The organism is Plantactinospora soyae (assembly GCF_014874095.1).
GTDB lineage: Bacteria > Actinomycetota > Actinomycetes > Mycobacteriales > Micromonosporaceae > Plantactinospora > Plantactinospora soyae.
Genome location: NZ_JADBEB010000001.1, coordinates 8,484,946 through 8,498,338 on the forward strand (window position 1 = coordinate 8,484,946; position 13,393 = coordinate 8,498,338).

The window sequence follows — 13,393 nt, forward strand, 5'->3', positions numbered from 1 at the left end:
GGATCCGTTGGGGACTCCACACACGACCGTTTCGGGCACACCGACCCTGCTCACCCCCCGTGCACGGGAGCGCGGTGCGGCGGACGTCCGGCCGGAATGGGTACCCGCCGGAAACCGTCAGACATCGACGGTGACCGTGCGGTGAGCGGCGCCACCCCACCACCGACAACCACCTCGCGGCGAGCATCGGGCACCCCGCGCCGCCGCGCGGCCCGCTCCGCCGACGAGGCGTACCAGGAACTCCGCCAGGCGATCTACCGGGGCGAGCTGATGCCCAACGAGCGACTGATCGAGGTCGAGTTGGCAGCCCGGCTCCAGGTCAGCCGGGGCGTGGTACGCACCGTGCTGGTCCGACTCGGCCAGGACGGGCTGGTCGTACTCACGCCGAACCGGGGTGCGCACGTCCGGCTGGTCACCGAGGAGCAGGCGGTCGAGATCCTCCAGGTCCGGGCCGTACTGGAGGCACTCACCGCGCGCCAGGCGGCGCTGCACGCGACCGACCAGGAGATCAGCGCGATCCGTCGGGTGCTGAACCGGATGACCCGGAAGCTGGAGCAGGACGACCTGCTCGGCTACTCGGAGGGGAACGCCAACCTGCACGCGTCGATCATCGCGGCAGCCCGACACGAGACCACCGCCGGGCTGATCGCCGGGCTACGCGCCCAACTCGTCCGGTTCCAGTACCGCACGATCCTGGTGCCCGGCCGGCCCGCCCAGTCGCTCGGCGAGCACGCCGCGATCGTGGAGGCGATCACCAACCGCGATCCGGACGCGGCCGAGGCGGCCATGCGGCGACACCTCGGACACGTCGAGTCCACCCTGGCGAACACCGCCACGGCACTCCACCGCACGGCCGGCCCGCCCGACGGCACCCGTACGGCCTGAACCGGCCGTACCCGTACCCCTTTCCCCAAGGAGCGACATGTCAGATCACCCCGTCCCGTCCCCGCACGCCCGTCGCCTGGTGCAGGGGGCGTACGACACCCACGTGCACATCGCCCCGGACGTCATGGCGCGCCGGATCGACGACGTCGACCTGGCCCGACGCTTCGCCGAGGTCGGGCTCGCCGGCTTCGTACTGAAGTCGCACTACGTGGCGACCGCGGAACGTGCGGCGGTCGTACGCAAGGTGGTCCCCGAGGTGGACGTGCTCGGCGCGATCACCCTGAACGGCTCGATGGGCGGGATGAACCCGGCCGCGGTCGAGATCGCCGGCCGGCTCGGCGCACGGATCGTCTGGATGCCCACCGTGGACTCCGGCAACCAGCGCCGCAGCACCGCCACCGACCTGCCCGGGGCCAAGCCTGCCATGTGGGGCGCCCTCCAGGCCGACCTGCACGCCCAGGGCATCGTGCCGGACGTCGTCGAGGTGGTCGACGCCGACGGCCAGGTACTCGAACGGGTCCGGCAGGTGCTGCGGGTCATCGCCCGGCACGACCTCGTGCTCGCCACCGGGCACCTGGCCGGTGCCGAGATCCTCGCGCTGACCCGGGCCGCCACCCAGGAGGGCGTACGCCGGATCGTGGTCACCCATCCCGAGTTCACCTCGCAGCGACTTCCGGTGGAGCGGCAGCGGGAGCTGGCCGAGGCGGGCGCCCTGCTGGAGCGCTGCTTCACCACCCCGTACACCGGGAAGGTCGGCTGGGACGAGTTGTTCGCCAACATCCGGGCGGTCGGCCCCGAACACTCCGTACTCTCCAGCGACCTGGGGCAGCCGTTCAACCCGCCGGTCGAGGACGGACTGCCGCTCTTCGCCGACCGCCTGCTGGCCGCCGGCTTCACCGAGCAGGAGGTGCACACCATGGCCGTGGTCAACTCGCGGCGCCTGGCGGCGGCGAGCGCGACGGTGCCGGCGTAACCGGGTTGCCCGGGGCCGACACCGTCAGGTGAACGGCACGATGACCAGCGGTGTAGTGCTGGGTTGCGCGGAACCTCCGGCCGGTTCGACCGTCACCGCGACCGCGCTCCGACCCCGTACCCCGCTGAGCAGCGCCGTGTCGCCGGTGGCCCCGGCCGCCAGCACGTTCGCCGGACGAGCGGTGGCCCCGTCCATCAGCCACAACTGGTACGCCCGGTCGGCCGGGATCGGTGGGGCGTCGGCGAGCAGCGCCAGTCCGGCGTCCCGGCCCGGGGAGCTGAACACGGTGAGCCGACCGCCGCCGGACAGCTCGGCACCCCGTACCGCCAGGTCCGGCTGGGCGAGGACGGTCCGGATCCGCTCGGTCTCGGCGCGGGCGGCGGCGGTGCTGGCCCGCTCGTCGCGTACCCGTTGCTGTGCGACGGTCCAGGTGACCGCGCCGGCACCCGCGGCCAGGACCGCGGCGGCGACCGCGACGGCGCTCAGCGTCCGCCAGCGCGATCCGGCCGGCCTACCGTCCCTGGCCGGCCGGCCGCCCGGCCGCACCTGACGGGTCCGGGACACCTCGGCCAGCACCTCGGTACGCAGTCCCGGCGGCGGCACCGACCAGGCGCCGTCGGCCAGCCGGGCGGCGGTCTCCCGCAGTTCGCCGACCTCGCTGGCGCAGGACGGACAGTCGGCCAGATGCCGGCTGAACGCGGCCCGTTCGATGTCGTCCACGGCGTCGAGCACGTACGCCCCGACCAGGGTGTGGATGTCGGTCATCGGGCCACCGCCATCGAGAGACAGTCACGCAACCGGATCAGTCCGTCGCGCATCCGGGTCTTCACGGTCGGCAGGCTCGTGTCGAGCAACTCGGCGACCTCCCGATAGGTGTGCCCGCCGTAGTAGGCAAGGGTTATCGACTCCCGCTGGAGGTCGGTCAGGTCGCGGAGGCACCGCCGTACCTGCTGTTGCTCCAGCCGTCGGGTCGCCTGCTCCTCCACGTCGTCATGGGGTGTCTCGGTCGGGACCCCGGCGGCGGCCCTGCGCTGCCGGTCGGCACTGGCCTGCTCGGAACGGACCCGGTCGACCGCGCGCCGGTGCGCGATGGTGCACACCCAACCGGTCGCCGAACCGCGTTCGGGATCGAACCGGGTAGCGGTCCGCCACACCTCCACCAGCACCTCCTGGGCCACCTCCTCGGCCTGTGCCGGATCCCGCAGCACCCGACGGACCAGCCCGTACACCCGGGGTGCGACCAGGTCGTAGAGCCGGCCGAACGCCGCCTCGTCGCCACGGGCCACCGCCGGCAGCAGGGCGTCCACGTCCTCGGCGCGACCGGCGTTCCCGGTCGGCACCGGAACAAGGTGGTCGGGCCGGCGCCGCGCGCCGCTGGGATCCGTCATGAGACCAGCCTTCCGTCGCCCCCGACCGGGGCGCATAGAGGTATTTGACACGGTGACGCCCCCGTTGGATACCCGTCAGGCGAACGAGGTCAGGCCCCGACCGGCGAGAACCAGTCCGACGACGAGGACCAGCCCGGCGGTCGCGGTCGGCACGGCGGACGACAGCGTGGCCAGTCGGTGCCACCGGCGCCCGCCGCGTCCGCGCCGGCGCCGGTCCCAGCGTTCCCGCAGCCGGATCACCAGCAGGCCCGCCGCGGTCAGCGTCGCCGCCATGCCGACGCCGTATCCGATCACCAGCAGGACCCCGAAGCCGGTACGCCCGAGCCCGATCGCACCGAGCAGGATGACCAGGGCGGACGGGCTGGGTACCAGGCCACCCGAGATGCCGATGCCGAGGATGCCGAGCCGGCTCGGCCGGTCCCCCGGATGCCGATGGTGGTGACCGCCGGGCCGGTGATCGTGGGCGTGATCGTGGTGCCCGTGGTGGTGGCCGTCGTGATCGTGGTCGGGGCCGCCGTGGGTGTGCGGGCGCGGGTGAGTGTGACCGGAGGTGGTGCGGCGCCGTCGGCGGCGCCAGAGGTCGACCAGCATGCCCAGGCCGACGACGGCGATCAGCGCGCCGCTGAGCACGCCGAGCCAGCCGAGCACCGTCTCGCCGACCAGCCCCGCGACGCTGGTCAGGAGCAGTCCGAGCAGCAGTACCCCACCGGTGTGGGTCAGGGTCACCGTCGCACCGACCGTGACCGCGTCGCGGGGCCGGCCGGCCCGCCCGGCCAGGTAGGCGGCCATCACCGTCTTGCCGTGGCCGGGCAGCGCGGCGTGCGCCGCGCCGAGCACCAGCGCCAGCAGCACCGCGAGTACGCCGACCAGCGGGGTCAACCGCTGGCTGCCGACGATGTCCCGCAGGGTCCCCTCGGCTCGCGCAGTCCAGCCGGTACCGGCCGGGATGTTCCGGCCGGCGGTCGTCGTGCCACCGGCCGCCGCTGCGCCGGTGGCGTCGGGCTCGACCCGCAGCCGCGCCGACCGCACGTCCAGCGGCGAGCTGAGCAGGTCCTCCGGGTACGTCCGGAGCCCACCACTGACGCTCTCCACCGGCAACGGGGAGTCGACGATCCGCACCCCGTGCCCGACGGCGGTCAACTCGCGCCAGCCCACCCGGTCGGTCCGGAACCGGTTGACGATCCCGACCGTCGTCGCCGAGTCGAGTGTGGCGTCGGCGACCAGCCGGCAGCGCAGTCTGCTGGTCGGCAGGCCGGCGGCACCGTCGGCGTACGCGAGGGCGCTGTCGTCGACCGTCCAGTCCAGCCGTCGGCCCGCCACCACGACCTCGAAGTCCCCGGCGAGGGTGCCGCAGTCGGCCGTCGCCCGGGCGGCGCGTTCCGGCCCGCTCGGCGTACCGTCCCGATCGGTGTCCACCGCCGAGGACTCCTGGAGCGTCGGCAGCTCGGCGAGGTCGATCTCGGCGGCCACCTCGACCCGGTCGGGATGCAGGTGCACCGCCGCGAGTTGGTTGACCGAGAAGTTGCCCAGCGGGTGGGCCTGGGCCGGGCCCGGCGGGGCGACGAGGAGGCAGCCGAGTCCGCCGGACAGGCCCGCGAGGACGAGTGCGATCCGGTTCATGGCGTCCCCAGTCCGGCGAGGGTACGCGCGGCGGCCGGCGCGTCCAGCGGCGAGAAGTACGGGTTGATGTGGAGGGCCCGAGCAAGGTCGCGGCGGGCCGCATCCCGGTCACCGAGGGCAAGTTCGATCATGCCGAGGTGGTACGCGTACTTGGCGTTGTGGGCACCGAGTGCCTCGGCGCGGCGGGCGTACCCCAGTGCATCGGCGTACTTCCCGTTGGCGTGCAGCGCCCAGCCGAGCATGTCGGCGACCTCGGCGAACTGTCGCCGCTGCCACTCCCGTCGGGCCAGCGCCAACGCCTCGGCCGGCTGCGACCGGGCCAGCGCGATGGCAGCTCCGGCCAGGTCGTCCGCGCCCCCGTTGTCGGTGAAGAGCCGGTGGGTGGCGGCGGCGAGGGCCAGCTGCGCCTCGGCCTCGGCGCCCCGCCCGGCCGCCATCAGCAGTTCGGCGTACTCCAGCAGGTATCCGGGGGTCGGCGAGCGGCTGGTCAGCTCGGCGTACCCGGCGAGTGCCTCACCCTGCCGGCCCCGGGCGGCGGCCACCTTCGCCCGCCCCTGGATCAGCGGCGGATATCCGGAGCCGGTCGCCGTGTACTCCCGCTCCGCGCCCGCGAGGTCGCCGGAGTGCCAGGCCAGTTCGCCGAGCTGGTACCGGCAGAAGGCGACCTCGGCGGGGTCGAAGGCGGCCGCCAGTGCCTGTCGCATCAGGCCGGTCGCCTCGGCGGTACGGCCGTGCTGCTCGTGGTCGTACGAGGCCCGGGTCAGCGCGCTCAGTCCGGGGCGGAGGTCGAGCAGGTCCTGCACGGCACGGGTCGCCGCGTCGGGGTGCCCCAACTGGGTCTCGGCGTCGGCGAGCACCGCATAGGCCTCGGCGCTGTACGGGTTGCTCCGCAACGCCTTCCGGGCCCAGTCGGCGGCACCGGTGAAGTCGTGTCGGGCGTTCGCCAGGGCGCCGAGGCCGGCCATCGCCGCGCTGTTGTCGTCGGCGCGTACCGCCAGGGACTGCCGCAGCGCGCCGTCGGCCCTGGCGAAGAAGGTGGGATCGGCCGTCACCCGGGCCTGCTCCAGGTAGGCCAGGCCGAGGGTGGCCCAACTGCCGTGGTCGCCCGGGACCCGGCGGAGCTGTTCCTGGGCCCGGTCGATCGTCGCGGCCAGCCGATCCACCTGCGGTACGACCTCGCCGGTGGCCGGTGCCGACGACCGCAGACCCAGGACGCCGCCGATGCCCAGCAGCAGCACCGTCGCGAGTCCGAGAATCGCCAGGGACCGCAGCCGGATTCGTGGTAACCGCCTCATATTGTGCTCCTCGGATCTCCGGGGCCGGGGGCCCGGCTGCGCGTACGCCGCCGCGCCCCCGGACAGGGTCTACAGCGGCTGGGTCGGTTCGGCGGCGGTGGGACGTCGGCGCTGGCGCAGTAGGCCGACCAGGATCAGCGTGCCCAGCGCGGCGGCGATCCCGACCAGGCCCCAGGCGGTCGTCTTCGCGACCATCACCGGCATCGGGTCACCGTCGTCCCGGGTGGCGAGACCGGCGAGGCCGGCCGGTGTCATCGACGGTTCGGGTTGGGCCGACGCGTCCGGCTGGTCGTCGGTCGTCGCCCCGGCGCCGGTACCCCCGCCCTTGTTGACCGCGCCGACGTTGGGCAGGGCGAGGTACGGGAAGGAGCCGGTGAACCCGTTGTCGTTCGCGTCCACCTTGTCCCCGGCGGCGAGCGCGTCGACCAGCTTGCCGGTCTGCGCCGCCCCCTCGACCGCCTGGATCGCGATGTCCACGGCGTCGTCGGTCAGCCGGCGGCCGTTCGGGAAGCCCTGCAGGTCACCGGCGAGTACGCCGAGCCGGTCCGGTGTTTTCGTCACCGGGGTCGACAGGTTGAGCCGCAGCATCTCGGACGGTTGGAACCGGCTCGCGGTCACGTCCCGGTTGTTCAGCTGCGAGTTGAGATCGACCTTGATCGGACCGTTCGGGGTCCTGGTCGTGATGCCGGTAAGGAAGATCTCCACCAGGTCGTTTCTCGGCGTGGCCGGCGCCGGTACGCCGTAGATGCCCTCGATCAATTTCGGCAGTTCGGGATCGGTGACCCGCTTGACCACCGCCGGAATCGTCGCGTCCTTCTCCGGTGGCAGGGAGTTGAAGGCGTCCTTCAGGTTGGCCGGCAGGACCACCTCGTTGACCAGTGGGTTTCCCAGTCGGGACACCTGCACCCGGTCCCGGCCCTCGGGTGCGTCGCCGGCCTTGCCGGACATCCGTACCCGGGCCCGGTCGGTGGTGGTCCAGACGCCGACCACCGGATTGCGCTTCGGGTCGCCCTTCAGCGCCACGTCGGAGAACGGGACCTGCAGGGCGATGCTGTTCACGTTGTAGCCGGCCAGGGTGTCCTGACCGGTCTCGCTCAGGTCGCCGCCGTAGAGCAGGTCGAAGACCCGCAGGTCCAGGAAGAACGGGTCGTCGGCCTGGCCGGCGAACACCTTCCATCCGCCGGGCAGGGTGGTGGTCGCCTGCTGGCGCAGCTTGGCGTACTCCGGCATCGAGGCGTTGCCGATCCGGGACGGCGCCACCGGTCCGCCGGTCACCCTGGTCTTGAACGGTTCGCCGTCGAACTTCGACTCCAGCTTGTACGTCTGCCGGAACAGCAGGTTCTCGTCGTCGAGCGAGGTGACCGGGCCGTTGTTGTAGAGGAAGGTCGAACCGCCCCGCTTGTCGACGTTCTGGAACGTCCACCGGAACGTGGCGTCGGCCTTGGCGTCACCGTCGTTGTCGACGTTGATGTTGTACGCCGCGTCGGTGGCGAACGGATAGAAGTTGGGTCCACCGTTGGGCTCCTCGAACGGAATCCAGTTCGCGATGAACGTGAGGTACCCCGGACGCTCCGGGCTGACGAAGGCGTACAGGTCGGTGTTGTCGATCGCCGGGTCCATCGCGACCAGGGGTGCCTCCCGGTGGCTGGACGCCCCGGCGGTACTCGGCCCGAGGCCGGTGAGTGCTCCGGCGAGCGCGACGCAGAGCGCGGCGACCACCGCCGTCTTCGCCCGTCGCGCGGATCTGAACCGCGGCGCCGGGCCTGGGATCGTGGCCATCTTTCCTCCCACTCTCGGTAGACGCTGGTGTCGTCTGCCGAGGGTTCGGAGGAGACGGGTACCCGGATGGTCGGGTGTGAGATTGCCGGCAACCACCCATCCGGCCGGCGGTCGGCTCCGAATACTCCGGCCGGAGGACCGGGCTGTTCCGGTCCTCCGGCCGGCGAGCGGAGGTGACCGCGCCGGTGGTGGGGCGGTTATCGGGTCCGGACGGCCAGGCTGTCGATGCCGGGCGTCGGCAGCGTCGTCGCCGCCCGGGTCGCCGGCCCGGCGTCCTGCGGACAGTGTGCGGCCAGCAGGAACCGCGCCCACGCTTCGTCGATCGGATGCGCCTCCGGCAGGAACAGACCGTAGTGGCTGATGTTCAGCCCGAACGACGCCTGCCGGCTGGCGTCCCGGCTGTGCAGGGAGAACGTGATCTGGCCGACCACAACGCCGTCGTGGCCCCAGAGCGACCCGCACGGCGTGCGCATCTCGTAGATCCCCAGACCGTAGCCGCCGATCTCCGGCTGCGCGGGATCGAACGGTACGACCGTCAGCATCTCCTCCAGCGTCGGCGCCGAGAGCAGCCGGCCGTCGAGCAGCGCCCGATAGAACGTGTTCAGGTCGGCCATCGTGGCGACCAGTTCGCCCGCGGTCCAGGCCCAGGTCATGTTGTACTCGGCGAAGTTGCGCACCCCGAGCGGAGCGAAGTACGCCCCGGCGTGCCGGCCACGGATCCGGGGATCCGAGCCCGGGAAGTAGGTGTCGGTCAGCTTGAGCGGCCGGATGATCCGCCGGACCACCTCGGCGGTCGGATCGTTTCCGGTGACCCGCTTGATGATCAGCCCGGCGAGGATGTAGTTGGTGTTCGAGTAGGAGTACTTCTCCCCCGGTGCTCCGGTCGGCGGCAGTCCGAGGCCGATCGCGACCAGTTCGGCCGGGGTGTAGATCGTCGTCCGCATCTGCTCGACCGCGGCCAGCGAGCTGAGGATCGCGTCGGTGTAGTTGCCGAGTCCGCTGGTGTGGTTGAGCAGCATCCGTACCGTCACCTGTTGCCCGAGTTCGCCGGGGACGTGCTGCGGCAGCCACCGGCCCACCGGGTCGTCGAGGCGCAGCCGGCCCTCGTCCACGAGTTGCAGCAGGGCGGTCGAGACGAAGGTCTTGGTGATGCTGCCGACCCGGTGCCGCAGGTCCGGCCGCGTCGGCCGGGCATTCGACAGGTCGGCGATTCCGGCGGCCCCGCCCCAGCCGCTTCGTCCGGCCCGGACGGCGGCGTAGGTGCCCGGCGCACCGGCCTCCGGGATCGCGTCGAGGGCCCGCTGTAACGCCGCCCGGTCCAGCCCCGGGCCGTCGGCCCGGTCCGGCTGCGCCAGGGCCGGCGCGGGTACGACGGTGTTCAGCACCGCCAGCACCAGGCAGAGCGCCATGATCCGAAGTGTCCTGAAAAAGATCAACATGTAGCTATTATCGATCGCGATCGCAACCCGGCGCGGTACTCGTCCGGATGACGACGCGATCGGGCAGCCGGGGCGACCTCCGACATCGGCGCGGGTCGCCGACTTCTGCTGACGGATTGACGAAGTCCTCTGGTAATTCTACGCTGCTGCCGATGAGCCACCGTCCGCCGTGGACCTCCTCCCCCGCCCTGCCCCAGCCGGACCACCGGCTGTCGCCGTACACGGGGTGGGGCCGGGAGCACTGGGAGTCGGTGGTCGACCGGACCCTCGCCGCCGTGCGGCCGTACGCCTCGCCCCGGCACGCGCTGATCGACCTGCCGGGGCCGCAGAGCAGTTCCGGTCGGCGCAGCGACGGGCTGGAGGGGTTCGCCCGGACCTTTCTCGCCGCCGGCTTCCGGCTCGCCCAGGGCGACGACGGTGGACTCGCGCAGTGGTACGCCGAGGGCCTCGCCGCCGGAGTCGACCCGGACTCGCCGGAGCGCTGGCCCCGGGTCACCGAGACCAACCAGGCCAAGGTGGAGGCCGCGTCGATCGCGCTCGCCCTGCACGAGTCCCGGCACGTGCTCTGGGACGCCCTCGACGACCGAGTACGGGAACTGCTGGTGGGATGGCTCGGCGAGGTCCTCGGCCAGCCGTACCCGGCCTGCAACTGGTTGTGGTTCCAGAACGTGGTGCAGGCGTTCCTGCGCTCGGTCGGCGGCCCCTGGTCGGCCGAGGAGATCGACCGGAACATCGCGGTGATGGAGGACTGGTACCTCGGCGACGGCTGGTACACCGACGGGTACGAGGGCCGGCACACCCCCCGCAACTTCGACTGGTACGCCGGCTGGGCGATGAACTTCTACCCGCTCTGGTACTGCCGGATGTCCGGCGGACACGCGGACGACGCACTCCGGACGCGGTACCAGGACCGGCTGCGGCTGTACCTGTCCACCGCCCAGCACCTGTACGCCCCCGACGGGGCGCCGCTGCACCAGGGCCGGTCACTGACCTACCGGTACGCGGCCCTCGCCCCGGTCTGGGCCGGCGCGGTGTTCGACGCCACCCCGCTGCCACCCGGCCGGACCCGACGCCTGGCCAGCGGTGTGCTGCGGCACTTCCACACCGAGGGACTCCAGCCGATCGGCTGGTACGGCGAGTTTCCGGCGATTCGGCAGCCGTACACCGGGCCCGGTTCGCCGTACTGGTCGAGCAAGGGTTTCGCCGGACTGGTGCTGCCGGCCGACCATCCGGTCTGGACCGAGCCGGAGCGCCCGCTGGAGATCGAGGAGCACGACGTCTCGGTCAGCCTCCCCGTACCCGGCTGGCTGGTCTCCGGCACGAGGGCCGACGGGGTGGTCCGGATGGTCAACCACGGCACCGACCACGCCGACGACGAGACCCTCGCCACGGACGAGCCGGACTACTCCCGGTACGCCTACGCCAGCCACGCCGGCCCGGAGTACGACGGCTCGCTGCTGGACAACCAGGTGACCCTGCTCGACCGGTACGGCGATCCCGCGCACCGGCGCCCGCTGCGGCCGTTGGGCGTACGCGGCCGGATCGGGATGTCCCGGCATCGGACGCACTGGCCGGTCGGCCCGGCGCCGGAACGCAGCTGGCCACCCCGGCAGCCGGCGTTCCGGACCGGCCCCTGGCTGTGGACCGGCTCGGTGCTGCGGGGCGCGGTGGAGATCCGGCTGGCCATCGTCGAACCTCCGAACGACGGCGCTCCGGACCACGGCGCCCCGGACCACGGCGCTCCGGACCACGGCGCCGTGGACGACAACGCTCCGGACCACGGCGCTCCGGACCACGGCGCTCGGGGCCGCAGTGGGCCGTGGCGGTTGTGGGTCGGCGGTCACGCGCTCGCCGACGCCGAACCGCCGACCGCCCAGGTGCGCGGCGCCACCGCCACCGTCCGGCGCCCGGACGGGCTGACCGCCCTGGTGGTGGGGCTGCGCGGGCTACCCGTCGCCCGGGTGCTCGAAGGCTGCGGCGCGAACGCGTTCGGGGCGTACTCGGCCGTGCCGGTGGTCCAGAGCGACGGACCGGTACGGTTCGGCGAGCTCTACGCGGCGGCGGTGCTGCTCACCGGGGCGGCGGTGACCGAACTTCCCCTGGTCACGGCCGACTCCGGCGGCCCGGTCCAGGTGCGCTGGCCGGACGGGGAACTCGACGAGGTGCCCCTGGCCGACCCGGTCAGCCCTTGATCCCGGTCGCCATGATCCCCCGCACGATGTAGCGCTGAGCGGCGAGGAAGACCAGCGCCAACGGAATCACCGAGATGACCGCACTGGCGAACAGCGCCGGCAGGTTGATCGCCTGCGACGTGAGGTTGGTCGACATCGCCACCTGGACGGTCCAGAACGCCGGATCCTGTCCAATCACCAGCGGCCACAGGAACGAGTTCCAGTGCTCGATGAAGGAGAGCACCCCCAGCGCGGCGAGCAGGCCGGCCGAGTTGGGCAGCGCCAGCCGCAGGTACACGCCGAGGTGGCCGAGCCCGTCGATCCGGCCGGCGTCCTCGATCTCCTGCGGGAAGCGCAGGTAGAAACCCCGGAACAGCAGCACCGCGAGGGCGTTGAAGAGTCCCGGCACGATCAGCCCCCACAGGGTGTTCACCCCACCCATCGAGCCGACCACCACGAAGGTCGGCACGAAGGTCGCCGCGCCCGGCACCATCATGGTGGCGACCACCAGCACGAACACCGGCCTGGCCGCGGCGACCCGGATCCGGGCGACCGCGTACCCGGTCATCGAGGCCAGCAGGGTGGAGACCGGGGCCGAGATGACCGCGACGAGCGCGGAGTTGAGCAGCGCCCGGCCCAGCGGCACCGTGCTGTTGTCGAACGCGTCGGTGAATCCGGTGAAACTGATCTTCTCCGGCCACCAGTGCCACTCCAGCGCGCCGAGTTCGGCCTGGGTCATCAGCGAGTTGCGCAGCAGCAGGTAGAACGGAAGCAGGAACGGCACCGCGAAGACGACCGCCGCCAGATAGCTGCCGACCGGAAATCTCCGCCCACGCCGACTCGGTCGCTCGGTCATTCGCCATCCTTCCGGCCGAGTCCGACGAGACGTCCCTGCACCAGGGTCACCACGACGATCAGCAGCGTCACCACGAAGGCACCGGCGGAACCGACCCCGTAGTCCTGCTGGACCAGCGAGACGTCGTAGAGGTAGACCAGTGGCGGTCGGCCGTCCGGGCCGGGTGCGCCGGCAAGCCCGGTACTGAGCAGGTTGTAGAACTCGTCGAAGGCCTGGAACGACGCGATCACCAGCAGCAGGGTCACCGCGACCGAGGTGTTCCGGAGCAGCGGGAAGGTGATGTGCCGGAACAGCCGCCACTCGCCGGCCGCGCCGTCGACCCGGGCCGCCTCGTACAGCTCGCCGGGTATCTCCTGCATCCCGGCCAGGAACAGGATCATGTAGAGACCGATCTGCAACCACAGCCGTACGGTGATCAGCACCACCCAGTACAGCGGCGGGTCCACGGTCGCGATCCAGGCCGTCGGTTCCTGCCCGAAGAGCGCGGCGAGCGAGTTCGCCGCGCTCGACGGCACCCCGCTGAACAGGCTCATCTTCCAGATCAGCGAGGCGACCACGTAGGAGACCGCGGCGGGCAGGAAGAACGTGGTCCGGAACAGGGCCCGTCCCCGGCGCAGCCGGTTGACCAGCACCGCCAGCCCCAACGCGATCGCGAAGGTCAGCGGCACGATGACGAGCGTGAAGACCACGATCATCGACAACGAGGTGCGGAAGCGCGGGTCGTCGAGCAGCGCCCGGTAGTTGGCCAGGCCGGCCCAGTCGCCGAGTGCGATGGTGCCCCGGGCGTTGCTGAAGCTCAGCAGCAGGCCCCAGCCCATCGCGACGTACTTGAAGACGACCAGCCCGACGACCAGCGGCGCGGTCAGCAGGATGAAGGCCCGCCAGGCCGGCCAGTCGACCCGGCGACGGCGCGGCGCGGCGGGCGCCGGTCCAGTGACGGGCCCGGCGCTGGTGCCCGGGCGTCCGGTACGCAGGGACACCCGCGCC

General features: G+C 72.2%; 11 protein-coding genes. 3 read left to right on the top strand and 8 right to left on the bottom strand.

Annotation, left to right across the window (positions count from 1 at the left end):
* Positions 1-141 precede the first annotated feature (141 nt).
* Together H4W31_RS37145 and H4W31_RS37150 are read left to right on the top strand one after the other, a co-directional pair.
* Positions 142-885, top strand: a complete 744-nt coding sequence (locus tag H4W31_RS37145; protein ID WP_318783635.1) for a GntR family transcriptional regulator — start codon at positions 142-144, stop codon at positions 883-885.
* A gap of 37 nt (positions 886-922) precedes the next feature.
* On the top strand, positions 923-1,858 hold the full coding sequence (locus H4W31_RS37150; protein WP_192770869.1) for a DUF6282 family protein: 936 nt from the start codon (positions 923-925) through the stop codon (positions 1,856-1,858).
* A 24-nt stretch (positions 1,859-1,882) separates the two neighbouring features.
* Here H4W31_RS37150 and H4W31_RS37155 read toward each other — a convergent pair whose 3' ends face one another.
* The 6 genes from H4W31_RS37155 to H4W31_RS37180 form a co-directional block, all read right to left on the bottom strand.
* On the bottom strand, positions 1,883-2,623 hold the full coding sequence (locus tag H4W31_RS37155; RefSeq protein WP_192770870.1) for an anti-sigma factor: 741 nt from the start codon (positions 2,621-2,623) through the stop codon (positions 1,883-1,885).
* Entirely contained in the window at positions 2,620-3,246 is a 627-nt protein-coding gene (gene sigK / locus H4W31_RS37160; RefSeq protein WP_192770871.1) for an ECF RNA polymerase sigma factor SigK, read from the bottom strand. The genes H4W31_RS37155 and sigK overlap by 4 nt, the downstream gene beginning before the upstream one ends.
* A gap of 75 nt (positions 3,247-3,321) precedes the next feature.
* Positions 3,322-4,866: a HoxN/HupN/NixA family nickel/cobalt transporter gene (locus H4W31_RS37165; protein WP_192770872.1), complete on the bottom strand. Its 1,545-nt coding sequence runs from the start codon at positions 4,864-4,866 to the stop codon at positions 3,322-3,324.
* Entirely contained in the window at positions 4,863-6,161 is a 1,299-nt protein-coding gene (locus H4W31_RS37170; protein ID WP_192770873.1) for a tetratricopeptide repeat protein, read from the bottom strand. The genes H4W31_RS37165 and H4W31_RS37170 overlap by 4 nt, the downstream gene beginning before the upstream one ends.
* A gap of 69 nt (positions 6,162-6,230) precedes the next feature.
* Positions 6,231-7,940 (bottom strand): DUF4331 domain-containing protein, encoded by a 1,710-nt coding sequence (locus H4W31_RS37175; protein WP_192770874.1) that lies wholly within the window; start codon positions 7,938-7,940, stop codon positions 6,231-6,233.
* A gap of 197 nt (positions 7,941-8,137) precedes the next feature.
* Positions 8,138-9,349 carry a serine hydrolase domain-containing protein gene (locus H4W31_RS37180; RefSeq protein WP_192772699.1) on the bottom strand — a complete coding sequence of 404 codons (1,212 nt, stop codon included), beginning with the start codon at positions 9,347-9,349 and terminating at the stop codon, positions 8,138-8,140.
* Between the two features lie 182 nt (positions 9,350-9,531).
* Between H4W31_RS37180 and H4W31_RS37185 the strand changes: the two genes are divergently transcribed.
* Positions 9,532-11,571 (top strand): DUF2264 domain-containing protein, encoded by a 2,040-nt coding sequence (locus H4W31_RS37185; protein WP_225945880.1) that lies wholly within the window; start codon positions 9,532-9,534, stop codon positions 11,569-11,571.
* On the opposite strand, the gene H4W31_RS37190 is transcribed toward H4W31_RS37185, so the two are convergent.
* Together H4W31_RS37190 and H4W31_RS37195 are read right to left on the bottom strand one after the other, a co-directional pair.
* Positions 11,561-12,406: a carbohydrate ABC transporter permease gene (locus tag H4W31_RS37190; RefSeq protein WP_192770875.1), complete on the bottom strand. Its 846-nt coding sequence runs from the start codon at positions 12,404-12,406 to the stop codon at positions 11,561-11,563. The two genes, H4W31_RS37185 and H4W31_RS37190, sit on opposite strands and share 11 nt — an antisense overlap.
* Positions 12,403-13,386: a carbohydrate ABC transporter permease gene (locus tag H4W31_RS37195; RefSeq protein ID WP_318783636.1), complete on the bottom strand. Its 984-nt coding sequence runs from the start codon at positions 13,384-13,386 to the stop codon at positions 12,403-12,405. Before H4W31_RS37195 ends, H4W31_RS37190 begins: the two co-directional genes overlap by 4 nt.
* Between the last annotated feature and the right edge of the window lie 7 nt (positions 13,387-13,393).